Below are 20912 nucleotides of genomic sequence, written 5' to 3' on the forward strand. Positions count from 1 at the left end.
CGCATGAAAAAATTTCTGATGGCAGCAACGCTGGGCACAGCCGCGAGCGTTTTTGTGACCACACAATTCGCCGGCCCTCTGATCGCCCAAGAGGCCGAAAAGAAATCGACGGTTTATGAGCAACTTGATCTGTTCGGGGACATCTTCGAACGCATCCGTGCTCAATATGTCGAAGACGTTGATGAGGCTGACCTGATCGAGGCCGCCATCAACGGCATGTTGACCTCTCTGGACCCGCACTCGTCCTACCTGCCTCCAAAAGACTTCGACGACATGCGCACGCAGACGTCCGGGGAATTTGGCGGGCTTGGTATCGAGGTGACGCAAGAAGATGGCTACGTTAAAGTCGTCTCGCCGATGGATGGCACTCCTGCGGACGAGGCCGGAATGGAGTCGGGTGACTTCATCACTTCCGTAGACGGCACGAGTTTGCTGGGTCTGACTTTGGAAGAAGCCGTCGAGATGATGCGTGGTCCAGTGGGATCCGAAATCATTCTGACCGTCGTGCGCGAAGGCATAGACGAGCCGTTCGAAGTCTCGATTGTCCGCGATACGATCAAACTGACTGCTGTGCGCTCACGCCTTGAAGGGGACTCAGTCGTTCTGCGTGTGACAACATTCAACCGCCAAACTTTCCCGAACCTCAAAGACGGGCTGGCCAAGCAGATCGAAGAAGCTGGCGGCGAAGACAAGGTCAACGGCATCGTCTTGGATCTGCGCAACAACCCAGGTGGTTTGCTGACACAGGCAATCGCGGTGTCCGACGCCTTCCTTGATAAGGGCGAAATTGTCTCGACCCGCGGCCGCAACCCACGCGACAGCGAGCGTTACAACGCCACGGAAGGTGACCTGTCCAACGGCAAGCCAATTGTTGTGCTGATCAACGGTGGCTCCGCGTCCGCATCAGAGATCGTCGCAGGCGCGTTGCAAGATCACCGCCGAGCCGTCGTGATCGGCGAAAAGAGCTTCGGCAAAGGCTCTGTTCAAACCGTTGTGCCCGTCCGTGGTGATGGCGCAATGCGCTTGACGACATCGCGGTATTACACGCCATCCGGCCGATCCATTCAGGCCCTCGGCGTGTCCCCAGATATCATCGTTGTCCAGCCACCTCGCAAACCTGAAGAAGAAGCAACCGAGGAAGAAGCAAAGCGCAACAGCCGCTCCGAGGCTGACCTGCGCGGCTCCTTGACCAACAACGACAAAATCTCGGAGGACGAGCGGATGCAGTTGGAAGCAGAACAGAAGAAGGCAGAAGAAGTCGCCAAGCTGCGTGAGCAAGACTACCAGCTCGCCTATGCCCTCGATGTTCTGAAAGGCCTGAGCGCCTTGGCCCCAGCTGATAAGTAAAGGACGGGGCGGGCTCTGGTCCGCCTCTCTCTTCACATGATGACTCCCGAACAAATTTCAAAGCTGCCCTACCGACCCTGTGTGGGGGTTATGCTCGTCAATCAAGAGGGGTTAATATTTGCCGCCCAGCGTATCGATAGCGATATTGCGGCGTGGCAAATGCCCCAAGGCGGCATAGACGAAGGCGAAGACCCCGAGGTCGCTGCCCTTCGAGAGTTAGAAGAAGAAACCGGCGTGCCGGCCAGTCTCGTCGCAGTCGAAAGCCAAACAGCAGACTGGGTTCCCTACGACCTGCCGCATCACCTGGTACCTAAACTCTGGAAGGGTCGATATCGCGGCCAAGAGCAGAAATGGTTCCTTCTGCGGTTCAACGGCACCGATGACGACATTAACATCGAAACTGAGATCCCGGAATTTTCTGAATGGCGTTGGGTAGATGCTGAAACACTGCTCGGCAATATCGTGCCGTTCAAGCGTGACGTGTACGCGAAAGTGATCGAAGCCTTTCGGCCCCTCCTGTAAGATAAGCCAATGATAAAATACCTAACCATTGCGGCCACGGCTTTCGCCGTTGTCGCCGGTCCCGCCAGCGCGTTGTCCTGCATGCCAACCCACCCCGTTGCGGCTTTCAATGCCGTCGCAGAGGCTGACGAAAGCTTCGTCGTGCTTCATGGCGCGTTTGAATTCGACGTAAAAAGGGTGCCGGATGTGAACGCTCCGCCACTGGAAGTGAAAATCCCTACCGTCTTCAAAGGCAAGCTTTTGACAGGCGGCGGTTTTACGGACGAGATCGAAGTTCCTGTCTCGCTCTCCTTGAATTGCGTCGGCCCGTGGTGCGCCAGAGTATCGCCGAAAACAAACTATTTGGCCTACGTGCTACAAACAGAAGACGAGCTGATTTTCAACGTCGACCCTTGCTACGCTTTCGCGTTCCCCAATCCCGAACAGAAGTACATTGAAGCTGTGGAACAATGCGCATCGGGCGGCGACTGCACCCCGAAATAGAGACCCTCAGATAGAAAAAGGGGCGGATGATCTCCGCCCCTTTTCTTGTTTTCCGAGAACAGCTTACTCAGCCGGAACAGCTTTTTCCTCAAGGCTAAGCGGAGCGGGGATGTGGATCAGCATTTCTTTCGGGCAAATCTGCACGAAGTTCGCTTTTTCCTCTTCCCAATCTTGCAGGATACGTGCGGCCTTCAAGCTGCCGGTTTCACGCTCATGCTCTTGGATCAGGCCCTTAAGCTCAGCTTCCCAGTGGTCCACAGTGACTGGGCATGTCACCAACGTCTCCATATTCATGAGCGCATCGGACTGACCTTCTGGGTCGTAAAGATACGCCATACCACCGGTCATACCCGCCCCGAAATTCGCACCGATAGAGCCAAGGATCACGGCAACACCGCCGGTCATATACTCACACCCGTTTGTGCCGCAGCCTTCGATCACGACCTTTGCACCAGAGTTCCGCACACCAAAGCGTTCTCCCGCGCGTCCCGCGGCAAACAGATAGCCATCCGTCGCGCCGTAAAGCACTGTGTTACCGATGATCGTGTTATCATCTGCTTTTAGTGGGCTGTTTTGCGTAGGGCGCACCACGATCCGCCCGCCCGACAAGCCTTTGCCAACATAATCATTGGCATCGCCAAAGACCTCCAGCTTCAATCCCGGCGCGGCAAAGGCCCCAAGGGACTGCCCGGCGGAACCCGTCAGCTTGACCGTCAAATGGTCGGTCTGCAGATCGTTGCGCATTCCGAAGCGTTGCACGATGTGGCTAGAGGCGCGCGTGCCAATGGTGCGCAAGGTGTTCTGCACTGCATAAGACAACTGCATCTTCTCACCATCCTTAAAGAATGGCTGAGCGTCATTCACGATTTGCGCGTCGAGCGTGTCAGGCACAGCGTTACGCTCTTTCGAGCGGTCGTAGACAATACGCTCGGCCCCGTCGACGGTGATCAACAGCGGGTTCAAGTCCAGATCGTCAAGGTGCGCCGAACCACGTGAAACCTGTGTCAGCAGGTCTGCACGGCCAATGACTTCGCTCAAAGACCGGGCACCGATCGATGCCAATATCTCACGAACTTCTGTCGCGTAGAAAGTGATGAGATTCACAACCTTGTCGGCGTTGCCTGTGAACTTCTTGCGCAGTTCTTCATCCTGCGTACACACGCCGACCGGGCAGGTATTGGATTGGCACTGACGCACCATGATACAGCCCATTGCAATCAGCGCCGCAGTGCCGATGCCGTATTCTTCGGCACCCATCATCGCTGCCATAACGATGTCACGCCCTGTGCGCAGGCCGCCATCGGTCCGCAAAGTCACGCGGCCCCGAAGGTTGTTCATCGCCAGAACCTGATGCGCTTCGGTCAGACCCATTTCCCAAGGCAGGCCAGCGTACTTGATGGACGTTGCCGGAGAAGCCCCTGTACCGCCATTGTGGCCAGAGATTAGGATCACGTCGGCTTTGGCTTTCGCAACACCTGCAGCAATCGTGCCAACACCGGACGCCGCAACCAGCTTGACGGTCACTTTACAGCGCGGGTTGATCTGCTTGAGGTCATAGATCAGCTGCGCCAAGTCCTCGATCGAATAGATATCGTGGTGTGGAGGAGGTGAAATCAGTGTCACGCCCTTGGTCGAATGCCGCAGTCGCGCGATCAGGTCGGTGACCTTCATGCCTGGAAGCTGCCCGCCTTCGCCCGGCTTCGCGCCTTGCGCGACCTTGATTTCAAGCTCTTCACAATGGTTCAGGTATTCAGCGGTAACACCAAAACGACCCGACGCCACCTGCTTGATCTTCGCAGACGGGTTGTCGCCATTAGGCTCTGGGACGAAATGCGCAGGATCTTCCCCACCTTCGCCGGAGTCCGACTTCGCGCCGATCCGGTTCATGGCGACGTTCAAGGTTTTGTGCGCCTCGGGAGACAGCGCCCCCAAGGACATGCCAGGCGTCACAAAACGTTTGCGGATGGATGTAATTGATTCCACCTCGTCCACAGAAATCGGCTCACCAAGTGGTTTGATATCCAGCAAATCACGAAGATGGATCGGCGGATTTGCTTGCATGGTCTGACTAAACTGTTTCCACATATCATAGGACGCACGGGTGCAGGCCGCTTGCAGCATATGCATCGTTTGCGCTTCCCACGCGTGCTTCTCGCCAGAGCGGCGGGATTTGTAGAAACCCCCGATAGGAAGAACGCTTGTCTCGGAGCGCCATCCTGCCGCGTGAACTTCTGCAGCCTTTTTCTGGATGCCAGCGACACCGATACCGGAAATCCGTGAGTGCATTCCGGGGAAGAATTCCGCAACCATAGCGCGTGATAGTCCAACTGCCTCAAAGTTCAGACCACCGCGGTAGGAGGAAATCACCGAAATCCCCATCTTCGCCATGATCTTCAGCAAGCCTTGGTCAATCGCATTTCGATAGCGTGCGACCGCCTCTGTCAGGGACCCTTCAAGCAAGCCGCGTTCGATACGGTCGGCAAGAGAATCTTCGGCCAGATAGGCATTCACAGTCGTCGCACCGCAACCAATCAGAACCGCGAAGTAGTGAGGATCGATACACTCGGCGCTGCGGGTGTTCAAAGAACAGAACGTCCGAAGCCCTTTGCGTGTTAGCCAGCTGTGCACAGCCGACGTCGCAAGGATCATCGGCATTGCAATGCGGTCTTCGCTTTGCTCCTGATCCGTCAGTACGATGTGTCCGGCACCGGAACGCACGGCGTCTTCTGCCTCGTTACGGATTCGCTCCAACGCGTCACGAAGGCTATTCTGCGTCCCATCGGCAGGGAATGTGCAGTCAATCGTGACCATCTCGGCGTTGAACTGTTCGATTAGCTTTTCAAACTGAGCATTGCCGACGAACGGGCTGTCGAGCACGAGAATTTCGGTCTGCGAAGAATCCTCGTCCAGCACGTTCTTAAGGTTTCCAAACCGCGTTTTCAGGCTCATCACGCGGAACTCGCGCAGCGAGTCGATCGGCGGGTTGGTGACCTGCGAAAAATTCTGACGGAAGAAATGGCTCAGCGGGCGATACTTCTTCGACAGCACAGCAGATGGCGTGTCGTCGCCCATAGACGCCAACGCCTCTTTCCCGTCATCCGCCATTGGCGCGAGGATTTGTTCCAGCTCTTCCAGCGAATAGCCTGCTGCAATCTGGCGTTTACGCAACTCTGGACCAGTAAAGAGCGGCTGTTCTTGTACGTCCAAGGTGATCTCGTCCAGATCGGTGATTTTGCCGACCCACTCCCCAAACGGAAGTGCGGCGGACATTTTATCTTTCAGTTCTTCGTCGTGATAAAGAACGCCTTTACCCATATGGACCCCGATCATCTGACCTGGCCCCAAAGCGCCCTTTTCGCGCACCGTGGCTTCGTCAAACGGAACCATACCGGTCTCAGACCCAGCAATCAGAAGGCCGTCACCTGTGACGGCATAACGCATCGGGCGCAAACCGTTACGGTCCAGTCCGGCGCAAACCCAGCGCCCATCAGTCATAGCCAATGCGGCGGGGCCATCCCATGGTTCCATCACAGAGTTGCAATACGAGTACATGTCCTGCCATGCTTTCGGCATTTCGACCGCTTGCTTGGACCAAGACTCGGGCACCAGCATGGTTTTCGCCATCGGCGCGGAACGACCGGCACGAACCAGCACCTCGAAAACTGCATCCAGAGCAGCAGAGTCAGACGAACCACCCGGAACGATTGGTTTGATGTCTTCTGCACGATCTTCGAACGCACCGGAGGCCATGCGGATTTCGTGGGACTTCATCCAGTTCAGGTTGCCCTTCAGCGTATTGATCTCGCCATTGTGCGCCAACATGCGGAACGGTTGAGCCAGCCACCACTGCGGGAACGTGTTCGTTGAATACCGCTGGTGGTAGATCGCGAACGCAGACTCGAAACGCTCGTCCATCAGGTCCGGATAAAACTCTGCAACCTGCTCGGCCAGCATCATGCCTTTGTAGATAATCGAACGGCAAGACAATGAGGCTAGATAGAGTGTCGGAACCTGAGCAGCCAGCGCAGCCTTCTCGATTCGACGGCGGATCACGTAAAGGTCGCGCTCGAACTCTTCTTCCTCAACGCCCTTAGCGTTCGAGATCAGGATCTGCTCGATCTCAGGACGCGTCGCGTTTGCTTTCTCGCCCAGAACACGAATGTTCACCGGAACATGCCGCCAGCCGTAGATGTAGTAGCCCATCCGCAGCACTTCGGTTTCGATAATTGTCCGGCACGTCTCTTGAGCGCCATGATCTGTGCGTGGCAAGAAAACTTGACCGACAGCAATCAGTTGGTCTTTGTTGGGCTTGTGCCCAGTGCGCTCGATCTGGTCGTAGAAAAACTTCACCGGAATTTGCACATGGATGCCAGCGCCATCGCCGGTTTTGCCATCTGCGTCCACAGCACCGCGGTGCCAAACGGCTTTCAGCGCGTTGATCCCATTCTCGACTACTTTGCGAGATTTCTTACCATCGATGGAAACCACAAGACCCACGCCACAAGATGCGTGTTCGTCTTCATCGCGATAGAGCGAGTTCTCCGCCATCCAGCGGCGTTTCTCTTCCTCGCGGGCCACCCAGTCTTGGTCAAACTTGGTCATGTTATAGGCTCCTCATTGTGGAAGTGTTCTGTGATTTGGTCGCTATCGCGACCTCAGTGTTTTTTGGCAGTTCCGCGGAGTTCAGCTGTCCAGTGAACCTGGGCGCGTTTTTTTCTTGCGGTCTTTGAAATGCGCTTCGGCCATTGCGAATTCTGCGTAGTCCGCGCGTCTCAAACCGCCCGCGCGCTGAACAACTTTGCCCAGCCGACCGGGTCGATCGTTGATCGCGGCGACGACAATCTTGCGCAGTGTATTCGAGCCCTTGAGGTTGCGCACGAAATTGTGGTCCGCGCCCCTGAAAATGTAGTGCCGAAGATTGGGCGCAGTCGGGAACCGCTCCCAGTGCATCCGTTCGTCCGGAGTATCTCCATGAAACATGTAGATCGGCGTCGGCGGCTTCGGGAGTTTGTCCATCTGCTTGTGTGGCCAGTTCGTGATCTGCTTGCGAAACCACCACCAGCGCTTTTCTTCGGGAAGCACTTCGGGGTGAACCGAATATTGCGGTGTAAAGCAGATGATCCGAGCCAACGGCATTTTGCGTCCAAGAACCAGCGCGTTGTATGCGCCCATGCTGGTCCCGATCGCCATGATCTTGGTGATCCCGTTTTCCAGCACATAGTCGCTGATCTTGGTCACAATCAGATTGGCCATCCCGTTGGAATTCATCCAGCAGCGAGAGATGTCCGTGATGCACATCACATGGTTGCGCCCATTTTGCGAGGCCAGACCTACAAATTCCTTCGGAGGCCATTTGTCCCGTTCCTGTCCGACGCTGGTGAAGCTGACGATCAAGCACGACGTCTCGCCCTCCACGGCTTCGATCCGTAGGGGGTGCATGTCGTGCAGGAGCGAGAACTCCAGCAGTTTCTTTTCTTCGGACATCAATCACTCGGCGGCTACCTGCGCCGCTGCATTGATTTGATCCATGATCGCCTCCGCAGCTTCGCGCCCGTCACGAATAGCCCAAACAACGAGGCTAGCGCCACGTTGAATGTCGCCACATGCGTAGACGCCTGGCAGAGAGGTCTCATGAGTCAGGAAATCCGCTTTCACAGTGCCCCAACGCGTAACTTCAAGTTCTGGCACACCCCAAAGGGTTGGAAGTGCCTCCGGCTCAAACCCCAATGCCATAATGACAAGATCTGCGCCTTCAACGTAGTCGGCACCTTCAATCACCTCGGGGCTTTGACGGCCGGACGCATCCGGTGCGCCCAAACGCATCTTGGATACCATCACACCTTCGACCGTGTCGCCTGCAAACCCTTTGGGCGCAGACAGCCACACAAATTCAACGCCTTCTTCCTCGGCGTTAGCGACCTCCCGCTGAGAGCCGGGCATGTTGTTCTTGTCGCGGCGGTACAGGCACTTTACCGAGGTTGCCCCTTGGCGGATCGACGTGCGCAAGCAATCCATTGCGGTGTCACCGCCCCCGATCACTACAACGCGCTTGCCTTCGGCGTTCAATTCGCCGCTATCGAATTCTGGAACAGCATCGCCGAAGCTTTTGCGGTTAGACGCGGTCAGGAAATCGATCGCGCGCACAATACCCTTCGCCCCGACACCGGGTGCTGGTAGTTCGCGGGATTTATAAACACCAGTCGCGATCAGGATTGCGTCATGGGTCTTCTGCAATTCCGCGAATGAGATATCGTCGCCCACGTTGCAGTTCATTTTGAAGATCACGCCGCCTTGTTCCAGCTGGTCGATGCGCTTCATGACGACGTCTTTTTCCAGTTTGAAGCCGGGAATGCCGTAGGTTAGCAAGCCGCCTGCACGATCATAACGGTCATAAACGGTGACCTGCACACCTTGCCGACGTAGCATATCAGCAGCCGCCAAACCGCCCGGTCCTGCGCCAATGATACCAACGCTCTCAGGGCGCTCATGCTTTGGCGCTGCAGGTTTTACCCAGCCATTTTCCCATGCGGTATCTGTAATGTATTTCTCGACCGAACCGATGGTCACAGTTCCGTGGCCGGATTGCTCAATCACGCAATTCCCTTCGCATAGTCGGTCTTGCGGACAAATGCGCCCGCAGATTTCCGGAAATGTATTGGTGGCCTGAGATAACTCATATGCCTCTTGGAGGCGCCCTTCTGCGGTCATCCGCAGCCAGTCGGGGATGTTGTTGTGCAATGGGCAATGCGACTGGCAGTACGGCACTCCACACTGGCTGCAACGGCCTGCTTGCTCTTCGGCCTTCGCAGTTGCGTATTCCGAATAGATCTCATTGAAATCCTGAGCGCGCAGATTTGGAGGCCGCTTCTCCGGCATGTCCCGCTCCACGTTCACAAACTGCAACATACGCTGCTTCGCCATTTCAATTCTCCCAATCTGAGATGTCTCTGTAAAACGGCGTCTCAGAAAATAAAAGTCACCTATACTGACCTATTATTCATTTTCTCGCACCAAGTAAGGAAAAATCTACCCGAATCTGAAAATTTTAGGTCAGTATAGGTTACCAACTTATCTCCTTCTCATTTGTTTCCCCATCTTTAGGTTGGAAAAAAATGATTCGAGGCCCAGCAGATGTCCCTATTTCACTTAATCCTTGTGGCGCTGATTCAGGGGCTTACCGAGTTCTTACCGGTGTCATCGTCAGGTCATTTGATTCTACTTCCGGGCCTCACTGGCATGGATGATCAAGGCCAAGCGATCGACGTAGCGGTCCATTTAGGCACGCTTTTTGCAGTGATTATTTTCTTCTGGGCCGATGTCAGAATCGCTCTTGGCGGCATCGGCAGGTTAATGAGGGGAAAAGTCGACACGCAAGGCGCTCGACTTGCCCTATACCTCGCAATTGCAACTGTTCCTGTCCTTGTTTTCGGGCTGGCCCTAAAGCTGACCGGGATGGACGAGCTTTTGCGTTCGGTCGCTCTCATCGGATGGACGATGCTGATTTTCGGGCTGGTCCTGTATTGGACCGACCAGAGGGGCGCGACATCCAAAACCGCGCCTGAGTGGTCTCGAAAAGACGCGATCATCATGGGACTGTGGCAAGCAATCGCGTTAATTCCAGGAACGTCACGGTCCGGTGCGACCATCTCGGGCGCCCGCCAGCTCGGCTATGCCAGAGAAGACGCAGCCAAGCTATCAATGCTCATGTCGATTCCGACCATCATCGCGTCGGGTGCGGTGTTGGGCGCAGAGGTGATGTCAGACGCAAGCATGGAACTGGCAAAGGATGCAGCAATCGCAGCTGTCTTCGCCTTCGTCGCGGCATTGTTTGCGCTGAGCCTGATGATGAAATTGCTGAAATCAGTCAGCTTCACGCCATATGTAATCTACCGCATCATCTTGGGGATTGCCTTGTTGGCTTTCGCCTACTCGTGATCCGACCGCAGATTGCGCGCTGACTCTTTGATCGCGTCATACTGTCCGGACGGGCGGAACCGCCACAGGTAGTTTGGCAAGATCGCCTCAAGTGCGGTAGGTTCAATGTTCAAGTCCGCAAAGCCCTTCGCCCCGTCGGCCACGACATTGTCTTTGGCAAGGTTACGAACTTGATCCCGGGTCAGTGGGCCAGCAATCAACCCGCCACTCACCGCTTTCAGGATGTCAAAACTCGTGCCCATAATGCTGGCGACGAAAAATGGAATGTTCACGATCAACCGGCGACGACGGACCACATCCAACATCGTGTGCATCAGCTCTCGGAACGTCGCGACCTCAGGGCCGCCCAGCTCATATGTACCTGCGGCCGCGCGCCCCAGAATACCCTGAACCGCTGCTTGTGCGACGTCATCGACATAAACAGGCTGAAACTTGGTGTCCGCGCCAACCACAGGAAGAACGGGCCCGAACCGCGACATCGAGGCGAAACGGTTAAAGAAGTCATCCTCAGGTCCGAACACAATAGATGGGCGAAGGATCACGGCATGCGGGAAGTTCTCCAGAACACCCTCCTCGCCCAGCGCCTTGGTTTGAGCGTAACTGCTGTCGCTATCCTTATCGGCGCCGATGGCCGACACGTGAACCAAATGAGCTACGCCTTCTTCACGCGCAAGACGCGCGATGCGCTCTGCGCCTTCGTGTTGAACCGCATCAAAGCCGTTCTTTCCGGACGGGGCCAGAATGCCCACACAGTTCACGACTGCATCAGCGCCATGCATGGCAGCGCGTACCGACGCGTCATCACGAATGTTGCACAGGACAGGTTCGACCTGACCTACAGCGCCATAGGGCTTTACGAAAATCGCTTCGTTCGGTCGACGCACTGCGACCCGAACACGCCAGCCTTCCTTGGCAATTCGGCGCGCAATGTAGCGCCCGACAAAACCTGATCCACCGTAAATTGTGACGATCTTCGACATGGTGTTTCCCTTCAAGGCTGGCTCCCTTCGGTTTACCCAGCCCGTTTTCGCCAGACAAGGAGCTTTTCTCCCTATGTGCCCCTTATAAAGGGATAAAACATCACAAACATTCATTTGAGCAGCCGAATTCCGTTGACACCCGACATACGCGGACTTAATCACCGGCCACCAACACCTGTGCCCAGGTGGCGGAATGGTAGACGCGCCAGCTTCAGGTGCTGGTGTCTGTATGGACGTGGAGGTTCGAGTCCTCTCCTGGGCACCAAACTTCCCTCGCTTCTGAAATGACAGTCCCCAATGGGGCATCTATGGCTGCATGCGAACCGCCGAACGCGAGGGCTGCCCGCGATTTCTGTTTTTCACCAAACCCCTATGGGTGACCGATCGCATGCTGGCGGTGGCGCATTGTGGGCCATGGAGCGGAAGAGAACCCCGTTAAAGCACAGCTTTTTGCGATCCTTGCTGCGATTACTGCGGCCCAGTTTTCCGCCATGCATCCTGCTTTGCGCCACGATCAAAAAAGGGCTGGCGCGAAATAGGCATCTGAATAGATGGTGCTACCACAAATGGGGATGGCAACAGGGCTTGGGCTAAAAGCCGCATCCGCGCCACTGTGCCAGGTCGAAGGTGTCGGCAAATCCTGATCGGGATCGCTGTTATTGAATATCAGCCACAAAGGGCCTATTCCGCAGAAGAAATCTGAAGGGAGCCAGACGCGTGGCAAATTTTCTGTATCAGGGCGATCTGCCTGACGATCTGGACCTAGGCTCTGCCGTGGCCATCGACTGCGAGACCATGGGTCTGAACCCGCATCGCGACAGGCTTTGTGTGGTGCAGCTTTCAGGCGGCGACGGCAACGCCCACATCGTGCAAATTTCAATTGGGCAAACCGAGGCCCCCAACCTTTGTAGGATGCTTGAAGACCCAAATGTCTTGAAACTGTTCCACTTTGGGCGCTTTGACATTGCGGCTCTGTATAACGCTTTCGGTGCGATGACAGCCCCAGTCTATTGCACCAAGATCGCGTCTAAACTGGTCCGCACCTACACCGATCGCCACGGATTGAAGAACCTCCTGCAAGAGTTGCTGAACGTTGACGTGTCCAAAGCGCAGCAATCCAGCGACTGGGGCGCGCCTGAGCTAACGAAGGCGCAACACGACTATGCCGCCTCGGATGTTTTACATCTGCACAAGCTCAAAACAGAGCTTGACCGTATGCTGGAACGCGAAGGACGCGCCGAGTTGGCGCAAAGCTGTTTCGACTTCCTGCCGACCCGCGCTCGGCTGGATTTGGCCGGTTGGCCTGAAATTGACATCTTCGCGCACTAGGTAACGTAGATGGAAAACGTAAACTCTTCAGAACAGTTTCTAAGCATTGGCCGCCGCGTCGTCGCTCGGGAAGCCGAGGCATTGAACCTGCTGGCCAAAAGCCTGGACAACACATTCGCGCAAGCCGTTGACCTCATGCTTGGTGCAACGGGCCGTATCATCGTTTGCGGTATGGGAAAATCCGGCCATGTCGCGCGCAAGATTGCGGCGACCTTGGCTTCCACGGGCACACCGGCGCACTTTGTGCACCCAGCCGAAGCCAGTCATGGCGACCTCGGAATGATGGCGCAAGGTGATGTCGCACTGATCTTGTCGAACTCTGGCGAAACACCAGAACTGGCTGACGTCATCGCGTACACCCGCCGTTTCAGCATTCCGATGATCGCTGTCGCTAGTAAGGCCGGCAGCACCTTGATGAAGCAATGCGACGTCGCACTGCTATTGCCGCAAGCCGAAGAAGCTTGCGGGACGGGTGTTGTCCCAACCACATCCACAACAATGACATTGGCGTTGGGTGATGCCCTGGCCATCGCGCTTATGGAGCATCGCAAGTTCACGCCTGAGAATTTCCGCGACTTCCATCCCGGCGGCAAACTGGGCGCGCGTCTCTCTAAGGTGGCAGATCTAATGCATTCCGGCGAAGAGTTGCCAGTGATCTCCATGACAACTCCCATGTCGGATGGGCTGATCACAATCAGCCAAAAAGGGTTCGGCGTCGTTGGTGTTTTGACCGCAGACGGCAACCTTGCAGGGATCATCACCGACGGTGACCTTCGGCGGCATATGAGCGGCTTGCTGGATATGACAGCGGCAGAAGTCATGACCGCCAACCCGAGAACCATTGCCCCAGAAGCCTTGGCAGAACAGGCCGTCGCAATCATGAACGACCGCAAGATCACCTGCCTATTCGTCACCAAGGCGGGGAATGGTGGCACACCTCTTGGCATCCTGCACATCCACGACTGCCTTCGCGCCGGCGTCGCCTAGCGCATGGCACGCGTTGACAACAGATACTCGCGTTTCGTGCAGTGGGCGAAGATTGTCTTCCCGCTGGTCGCACTCGGGCTGTTGTCGACGATGTTTCTTTTTTCTCGTAGCCTTGATCCGTCCAGTGCAATTCCATTTGCTGAAATCGACATCGAAAAGATCGCCAGAGAGCAGCAGCTGACCGCTCCACGGTTTTCTGGCACCACCAGCGACGGATCAGCTATTACCGTCGACGCCGAAAGCGCAGTTCCAGATTTGACAGATGTGCGGCGACTAACAATTAAGAAGGTGGTCGCTCGGATCGAGGCAGAGGCTGGGCCGTCTTACGGAATTATCGCCAATACCGCATTCTATGACGGCAGGGTCGGTACACTTGACCTTGAAGGTGATGTGCGCCTTTCGACCTCCACAGGGTACAACCTGCAAACACAAAAGTTAGTCGCAAATCTGGAGGCAACTGGTCTCGAAGCGCCCGGTGCTTTGATCGGCCGTGGACCCGCTGGGCAGATTGAGGCCGGCTCAATGAAACTCACAGCAAACGGCAACACACAGGTTCTTGTTTTCAAGGATGGCGTGAAGCTGGTATATGATCCGAAAGAGTAGAGGGTAAACATGACAGTCTTTTCTAGAATAGCCGCTGCGGCGGCTCTCGCCCTCCTCATGGTATCCGGCACAGCAATCGCACAGGGCGCATCCGTGGCATTCGGCGGATTGAAACATGACGCGTCGTTACCCGTTGAAATCACAGCCGATGAGCTGAGCGTAGACCAAGCAACGGGAAGCGCGGTTTTCATTGGCAACGTCGTCGCCGGTCAAGGCGAAATGCGCCTAAGTGCGGGCCGCGTTCAGGTTCAATACGCAACCGAGAACGGGCAGGCGACAGGTCGCATTGATCAGCTTATCGCGACGGGAAGCGTGACCTTGGTGAATGGCGCCGAAGCAGCAGAGGCGGAGAAAGCAATCTATTCTGTCTCTTCCTCAGAGATTGTAATGACCGGCAATGTAATCTTAACCCAAGGTCAAAATGCGCTGTCGGGCGAAAAGCTGACCGTTGACCTGACCTCAGGCAGTGGACGCATGGAAGGCCGCGTCCGCACGATTTTCCAAACCGGCGGCAACAAATGAGCGACGCGTCCGGGCTTAGCGTGAAGGATGGCTCTTCAGGCCTGAAGGTTCTAGGGCTCAGAAAAAACTATAAACGACGTCCCGTGATCCGTGACGTATCAATGGAGCTAGCTCGAGGCGAAGTCGTCGCGCTTCTCGGTCCAAACGGCTCTGGTAAAACAACGTGCTTCTACTCGATTGCCGGCCTAGTGACACCAGAAGCGGGCACCGTCACAATCGACGGGCGGGATGTGACGCTGCTTCCAATGTATCGACGGGCGAAACTCGGCATCGGTTACTTGCCCCAAGAAATGTCGATTTTTCGGGGCCTAAGCGTCGAAGACAACATTCTCGCGATTCTCGAAATCGCAGTGAAAGACCGCACCAAGCGACGAGAGCGTTTGGAAGAACTGCTCAACGAATTCTCCATCGGCCATTTGCGCCGCGCGCCTGCCTTGTCACTTTCAGGCGGGGAGCGCCGCCGCGCTGAGATCGCACGCTGTTTGGCCGCCGATCCGAAATACCTCCTTCTGGATGAGCCGTTTGCTGGCGTCGATCCAATCGCAGTCGGCGAAATCCGCGGATTGGTCGCAGACCTTAAAAAACGCGGAATCGGCGTCTTGATCACTGACCACAACGTCAGGGAAACGCTGGAAATTGTCGATCGCGCCTACATTCTTCATGACGGGCACGTCCTGATGAGCGGCACCACTGAAGAGGTGGTGAAAGACGAGAATGTGCGCCGCGTATATCTGGGTCAGAACTTCCGGATCAGTTAAAATTTTCAGATGTAAAAAGTCCGCTTTTTCAATCTCTTTTGTTGACACAGCGCCCCTGCTCGTCGCCAAATAGAGTGGATGAGTGATCGACAGCCCCAGGCTTTGGTCTTGCCTTGCGCAAACCTCGAAACGGACACGTCCCGCACCCTCGGGCGATACCAGATACTCAATCCAAATCCGGCCACAGATTTCGATATGCGGTCGGTTATTTCCCCAACTTTTCAATAAAGGAGACGCCATGCGGTACCAGATCACGGGCAAACAGATTGACATTGGCGAAGCACTTCAGACTCACGTGAGAACGGAGTTGGGAGCTATTTTGGACAAGTATGCGGGGCGTCCCACCGATGCCACGGTCATTTTCTCCAAGAACGCCCACGAGTATGTCTGCGAGGCTATTGTTCACCTAAGCACAGGGTTGACGACACAAGCACGAGGCCACAGCACCGAAATCTATGCGGCCTTCGATCAATGCGCTGAAAAGATGGACAAGCAGCTGCGTCGATACAAGCGTCGCCTGAAGGACCATCATAAGGAGCGTTCACAACCAGTTGAACTCTCGGGTGCATCCTCATATATCCTTGCCGCAAGCGGGGAGTCTGAAGACTTGGAACCCGAAGGTCTGCAACCAATCATCGTTGCAGAGATGGAGACAAACATTCCTTCGCTCTCGGTCGGGGAAGCCGTGATGCAGATGGAGATTGCCGGAGCGCCTGTGCTGGTGTTCCGCAACGATGGAAACAAGAACGTCAACGTCGTGTATCAACGCGAGGATGGCAATATAGGCTGGATTGACCCCGCAGGCAGCTAAATGGGCTACGAAACCCACGTTCAGAGAGCAGGCTATGCAAATCTCGGAAATCCTGACCCAGTCAGCTGTTAAGACCGTCTCGGCGGTCACCAGCAAGAAACGTCTCTTTCAGGAGATTTCCGAGATCGCGCACGCCGCTCATGGGATTCCCGCCGATCTGGCATTGGGCGCCCTACTGGAACGCGAATCCCTTGGCCCAACAGGTGTGGGCCATGGGGTCGCCTTGCCGCACGCGCGCGTCAAAGACCTTCATCAGGTCGTCGCTGTGTTCTTGCGTGTTGAAAGGCCACTGGACTTTGATTCGGCAGATCGCCATCCCGTAGATCTGTTTTTCGCCCTGTTCGCGCCGGAATCTGCGGGCGTGAACCACCTCAAGGCATTGGCCTTGGTGTCGCGAACCATGCGCAACAAGGACGTGTGCACCAAGCTTCGGTCCAATACCAACTCGGCGGCGTTGCACGCGATTCTAACAGAAGTCGAAGAGCCAAAAGCAGCCTAGCTTTCGCTCCAAGCACCGAACCCAAAACTGATATAATCCTTGCGATAGGCGGCCATTGCCAGCTTTTCCAGCTCGTCATCATAGATATCAATCAGCTGGAACGGGCCCGTCGCCTGCTCGATTTCCAAACTTTGTGGATCATAGCCCAACTGGCCACAAAGCGCGTTCAGTCCTTCAGCCAGCTCGCTCTCTCGCAGGATCATATCTGGCAGCACCACACCAGCTGCACCTTGCAAAAGCGCCGACTGTGTCGCCCAAACCGCGTCAATACGAATGCTCGTCTGGCCGGCTAAGTTGCCCTTCAAGAACTTCAGGAAGCTGGCAAACGCTGCACGATGCTCAATCTTGGTATAGTCGCTCAAGTCGCCCTGATTGGGAACTGACACACCGTACTTGTTCCGCATGACTTTCCGCGGATCGGCGAAGTTGTCATCCCGCTTTGGCACGACATATTCGCAAAACACCCGATGGGCGCGTTCCAGCGGGTGGCGAATGACCGAGAAGCTGCGATGCCCGGGATTGCCGCGCTTCCACTGGCGCAACGATTTCTGCGAAAGGTTGGTTGGCAGATCTTCAACAGCGACGTCGTCGAGGCGGGCGAGCCAATTCAACACGGACACTTTCGGGGATGCGGCCACCGGAATGAACAAAAGCGGCGCCTCATTTGCAAGGTAGAATCCGGGCACACCCGGGCCACGCCTTGGTTCGAAATTTGGGGTATTTGAAAGCGCGAAATGGTCAATGTTTGCCAGATCTTTCACCATCTGCGCGTAGTTGGTCACCTTGTCCTCAAGCTCGCTCGGGTTCTGTTTTTTCACCGAGTTCGGCGTTGCGTCTATCTGCTCCTTCGAGCCAATGAACTTAGCCATACCGTTGATAACATAGATGTCACCAATATCCTCGTAAGCAACGTAGAATCCGGTTTGTCCTGACACTTGCATCGCTTTGAGAATATCAAGCTGGAACGCCTGCTTTGCTGCCAGATGGGACAAGAATTCTTCCCGATCAAACGTGATGGTGGCTGAACGATGCTGCTTCATATCGGAAAGCTTCCACTGGCCGGTCTGCGCTGCGATCTTGAGCGACACGTAGCTGTCCAGCGGGTTCCGGGTCAGAATGATCTTTGCGCATTTGGGGTCTTCAAGAACATGCGTCATAACCCGTGGATCATGGTCATTGAAAAACCGAAAGCCCGGCAGACCTTCTGTGTTTTCCTTCATCCGCTCGATCAAAGATAATGGTGACAACTCTCGTTGCGCCATGTCCACACCGAACAAGGCGTCTTTGTTGTGATGGCCAACGAAATGCGGATTGTATGCCTCGCCATAGCACTGAAGGTCACCAAACTCGTTCAAGCTTGCTTCTAGAAAGTTAGAGCCTGTGCGCATCTCGGCGAAGACTACGAAATATTCAAATTGATTGCTCATAATCTACTTCACCAGATAGGGGCGGCCGCCCTGGGGTTTGTCGAGTGTGTCTTCGATTACAGGGAAATCCCCCATGAGATGCGGGCTCATCCCTTGGTTCTTCAGGTTCTGCAAGAACTGGCCAAAGCCGTTGAGATCGGCCATCACCGGCACCTCCGTCAGGCGTCTTTGTCCAATTCCTCCAATTTCATCCAGAATGGTTTGCAGATTCTCCATGGGGTTCTCAATGAACTCTGCAAGGCTCCAAATGCGGACGCGAGCCTTGGTTTTACCCATGCGCAATAGCTCTAGATGTGCGGCCTCGACCCGTTGCAACTGTGCCGCCACCTTCCGAAGGTCGGAGAAATTCTGATTTGAATGAAACAGCGGAATCGCCCAAGCGCCAGAGATAATAGAAATCTGGGCATTCCTGTCCGTGGCAAGAAACTCGGAAATCTTCTGATCATCCGACGGGCCAAACTGAAAACACTGATGTTCGCCACGGGTATTCCAGATCAGGTTCGTTAAGAAAGCCCGGGGGTTGTAGTCCCGTAATGGCGCGCTGTTTGATAATGCACCGTTATAGACTTCGTCACCGCCTGCGAAATGAACTCTATCCTCGGCAAACAGGTTGCCGTGAACCCGGTTGCCGGTACGGCGCGCAATCCATGCCTCAAAGTCCTCAAAGAGGTCCGTGAAACCTTCGAAAACGGAATAGCGCCCACTCGTCTTTCCGTTCTCCCACCCATCATTCGGGAAACGGCCCTGCATGTAGAGCCCAGCGCGGCCCCGCGTGCGCCGCTCTGTTGCTCGGCTGAACAACCTGTCGATCTTCAGGGGATTGGGCTCCGCCATGATCAGGGCGCGTGACGCTGGCGCAAGGAACTCACGATAAAGCCGCTCCGCCCTTGGCCAGATTTTGCGGGCCACAAAGCAATCCGAACGCCGGAGAAGTTGCAAATGGTCATCATAGAAGACGTGTGGCTTGCCCTGAAAATCAAACTTCGACAGCGTCAGAGACCGGCTTTCGATCTGCGTCGAATAGAGCCGTGCAAGACTCTGGAAATAGCTTTCATCCGGAATCCAGACGCGCCGGAAATACGTATCAAATTCAGCGCGGCGCGGGTCCTGCAGGATGGCGGACAAAGTCTGACGGGTAAGACACCACCATTGCGACCCAAGATGTGGAGTCAGCCCTTCGGGTATCCGACGGGCCATTTTTACGCGCCGTTGAAGGTCGACATATGCGTCGAAAAGGCGTCGTTGCCGCTTCCATGAAAACGGGAAACGAAGTGTGAACCGTTCTTGGTCCAGGCCACCCACTGTCCAATCAACCTCATCGGTTGTCACAGATTCCACAAAATCCGTCCGAGGACGGTCATCCAGATAGCTTTGTAGTTCCTCTACCGGGCGCAGCGGCATACATGAGCCGCTCGACAGATAGACGTGACGCACATCCGTGAACGCTTCCAGCATAAGCTCGCAAGCCGATTGCGTAGCGGCAACGATAGACCAATTGCCCCATTCGCACGCATGTCGTTCCGAGAACCGCACGTTGTCTAGGTCAGCGAGTTTGCCCTTAAAATACTCGAATGTCGGGCCATCCACACGCTTATCGACGTGAATCACGACCGGCTTGCCATGCTCCGACCAGTGTCGCGCGATCTGTGCTGCGCGGTCCAACGCCTCGTGAACCAACATGACGAAACCGACGCTCATGCCCAGTTCCCTTTCGACATCAGCCCCAAGATCTCCAGCTGGCGCCAGTTGATATACTTCTCCGACCACTTGCACCAAAGGTCCGGATCGCTCGACAAGCCGCTATGGTAGGCTTTGTACTCGTGGCTGTTAGCGAAGTGTTCCTTGCGTTGTAGCTCCTCGGCGGATTTGGAGGTAAACGTATCCAAGAACTTCGCATGCAGCAGACAGCCAGACGTCTTCTCCCCGCCCCATTCATCATACACAAGATTCAAACCACGCGGCAAAAGCATATGCGACGAGCTGACATAGGCGTAGCTTCTGTCCCAGCGGACGAGCGGCACTTTATTTAGCGCCGGCGCACGTTCTGGTTTGTCGGCGAAGAACGCGCGCACGGGGTCCACCCTGAACCCACAGATTTCCATACCTATCGTTCCTCTGGATCGTGTAGTTCCCGCTATCGAACCAGTGCACATGCTCGAACGGGTCACGCCCCGCCTCGTAACGAACCGAGTCGATTGGCCCTTTAGGATACATGTCCAACAATATCGTCCCGAATGATTTGACCGAAGAAGCATCAAGCCAATCAGTCAATGCCTTGATCGGACGAGTGTCGCAGAATGGGTAAACAAAGAATTCATCTACATCGAGGACAAGAGTCCAATGCCCGTGGCCATACTTTCTAAGAAGCCAGTTCACCCAGTCGACACCGAAACGAGACCGCTTATAGCTTTCGTCGGTTTCAAACACGCTGACATCGGGCTGATCTACAAGGAACTCCGTTGTCCCATCATCAGATCCGTTATCGACGAAGATGAAGTGATCAACTCCGAGGTCGCGGTAATATTTCAGGAAGTATGGCAGGCGCACCACTTCGTTCCGGAGGGTGCAGAACACGATGATATCGGACTTGGAAATCTGCGCTGTTCGGTTCCGTAAGGTCGAGAGCTCCCGCCGCTTGCGGAGAGCCCGCATGCGCCAACGCTTTCGCTCTAGACGAAGCTGATATGATTTCAGGACACCCATGTTGTG

The 20912-nt window shown here is 55.4% G+C and carries 17 protein-coding genes, 1 tRNA gene and 1 pseudogene; 12 read left to right on the forward strand and 7 right to left on the reverse strand.

Features of this window, described 5'->3' with window-relative positions:
• Positions 1-3 precede the first annotated feature (3 nt).
• From BM352_RS02860 to BM352_RS02870, 3 genes are read left to right on the forward strand one after another with little or no spacing between them, the layout of a single operon-like run.
• Positions 4-1347, forward strand: a complete 1344-nt coding sequence (locus tag BM352_RS02860; protein ID WP_090212268.1) for a S41 family peptidase — start codon at positions 4-6, stop codon at positions 1345-1347.
• Between the two features lie 39 nt (positions 1348-1386).
• Positions 1387-1869 carry an RNA pyrophosphohydrolase gene (locus BM352_RS02865; protein WP_090219797.1) on the forward strand — a complete coding sequence of 161 codons (483 nt, stop codon included), beginning with the start codon at positions 1387-1389 and terminating at the stop codon, positions 1867-1869.
• A 9-nt stretch (positions 1870-1878) separates the two neighbouring features.
• Positions 1879-2352 carry a hypothetical protein gene (locus tag BM352_RS02870; protein WP_090212271.1) on the forward strand — a complete coding sequence of 158 codons (474 nt, stop codon included), beginning with the start codon at positions 1879-1881 and terminating at the stop codon, positions 2350-2352.
• A 63-nt stretch (positions 2353-2415) separates the two neighbouring features.
• Here the strand turns inward: BM352_RS02870 and gltB are convergent, their stop codons facing one another.
• The 3 genes from gltB to BM352_RS02885 all read right to left on the reverse strand — a co-directional run bounded on the left by gltB (position 2416) and on the right by BM352_RS02885 (position 9273).
• The gene (gltB, locus tag BM352_RS02875) at positions 2416-6954 is read right to left on the reverse strand and encodes a glutamate synthase large subunit (protein WP_090212275.1); all 4539 of its coding nucleotides are present in this window, start codon (positions 6952-6954) and stop codon (positions 2416-2418) included.
• Positions 6955-7035: 81 nt separating this feature from the next.
• A complete protein-coding gene (locus BM352_RS02880) occupies positions 7036-7836 on the reverse strand; it encodes an alpha/beta fold hydrolase (protein WP_090212278.1) in 801 nt (266 codons plus the stop codon).
• Between the two features lie 3 nt (positions 7837-7839).
• Entirely contained in the window at positions 7840-9273 is a 1434-nt protein-coding gene (locus BM352_RS02885; protein WP_090212280.1) for an NAD(P)-dependent oxidoreductase, read from the reverse strand.
• A gap of 210 nt (positions 9274-9483) precedes the next feature.
• On the opposite strand from BM352_RS02885, the gene BM352_RS02890 reads away from it, so the two are divergent.
• Entirely contained in the window at positions 9484-10287 is an 804-nt protein-coding gene (locus BM352_RS02890) for an undecaprenyl-diphosphate phosphatase (protein WP_090212283.1), read from the forward strand.
• Here BM352_RS02890 and BM352_RS02895 read toward each other — a convergent pair.
• Complete coding sequence (locus tag BM352_RS02895) at positions 10278-11267, reverse strand: complex I NDUFA9 subunit family protein (protein ID WP_090212285.1); 990 nt, start codon at positions 11265-11267, stop codon at positions 10278-10280. The two genes, BM352_RS02890 and BM352_RS02895, sit on opposite strands and share 10 nt — an antisense overlap.
• Before the next feature lie 179 nt (positions 11268-11446).
• Here BM352_RS02895 and BM352_RS02900 point away from each other — a divergent pair.
• The 8 genes from BM352_RS02900 to BM352_RS02935 all read left to right on the forward strand — a co-directional run bounded on the left by BM352_RS02900 (position 11447) and on the right by BM352_RS02935 (position 16776).
• A tRNA-Leu gene (locus BM352_RS02900) sits at positions 11447-11532 on the forward strand.
• A gap of 452 nt (positions 11533-11984) precedes the next feature.
• A complete protein-coding gene (locus BM352_RS02905; protein ID WP_090212287.1) occupies positions 11985-12596 on the forward strand; it encodes a ribonuclease D in 612 nt (203 codons plus the stop codon).
• A gap of 9 nt (positions 12597-12605) precedes the next feature.
• A complete protein-coding gene (locus tag BM352_RS02910) occupies positions 12606-13583 on the forward strand; it encodes a KpsF/GutQ family sugar-phosphate isomerase (protein ID WP_090212290.1) in 978 nt (325 codons plus the stop codon).
• Between the two features lie 3 nt (positions 13584-13586).
• A complete protein-coding gene (lptC, locus tag BM352_RS02915; RefSeq protein WP_090212292.1) occupies positions 13587-14186 on the forward strand; it encodes an LPS export ABC transporter periplasmic protein LptC in 600 nt (199 codons plus the stop codon).
• Between the two features lie 9 nt (positions 14187-14195).
• Positions 14196-14708, forward strand: coding sequence for a lipopolysaccharide transport periplasmic protein LptA (gene lptA / locus BM352_RS02920; RefSeq protein ID WP_090212295.1), 513 nt, complete (start codon positions 14196-14198; stop codon positions 14706-14708).
• On the forward strand, positions 14705-15466 hold the full coding sequence (lptB, locus tag BM352_RS02925; RefSeq protein WP_090212297.1) for an LPS export ABC transporter ATP-binding protein: 762 nt from the start codon (positions 14705-14707) through the stop codon (positions 15464-15466). Before lptA ends, lptB begins: the two co-directional genes overlap by 4 nt.
• A 238-nt stretch (positions 15467-15704) precedes the next feature.
• A complete protein-coding gene (hpf, locus tag BM352_RS02930) occupies positions 15705-16277 on the forward strand; it encodes a ribosome hibernation-promoting factor, HPF/YfiA family (RefSeq protein WP_090212300.1) in 573 nt (190 codons plus the stop codon).
• A gap of 34 nt (positions 16278-16311) precedes the next feature.
• Positions 16312-16776, forward strand: coding sequence for a PTS sugar transporter subunit IIA (locus tag BM352_RS02935; RefSeq protein WP_090212303.1), 465 nt, complete (start codon positions 16312-16314; stop codon positions 16774-16776).
• On the opposite strand, the gene BM352_RS02940 is transcribed toward BM352_RS02935, so the two are convergent.
• From BM352_RS02940 to BM352_RS02950, 3 genes and pseudogenes are all read right to left on the reverse strand, one after another.
• Positions 16773-18203, reverse strand: coding sequence for a nodulation protein NodH (locus BM352_RS02940; RefSeq protein ID WP_090212306.1), 1431 nt, complete (start codon positions 18201-18203; stop codon positions 16773-16775). The two genes, BM352_RS02935 and BM352_RS02940, sit on opposite strands and share 4 nt — an antisense overlap.
• A 3-nt stretch (positions 18204-18206) precedes the next feature.
• A complete protein-coding gene (locus BM352_RS02945; protein WP_090212309.1) occupies positions 18207-19901 on the reverse strand; it encodes a DUF5927 domain-containing protein in 1695 nt (564 codons plus the stop codon).
• Positions 19898-20906 (reverse strand): annotated as a pseudogene (locus BM352_RS02950) (glycosyltransferase family 2 protein). The gene BM352_RS02945 and the pseudogene BM352_RS02950 overlap by 4 nt, the downstream one beginning before the upstream one ends.
• Between the last annotated feature and the right edge of the window lie 6 nt (positions 20907-20912).

The sequence above is a fragment of the Litoreibacter janthinus genome, from assembly GCF_900111945.1.
Lineage (GTDB): Bacteria > Pseudomonadota > Alphaproteobacteria > Rhodobacterales > Rhodobacteraceae > Litoreibacter > Litoreibacter janthinus.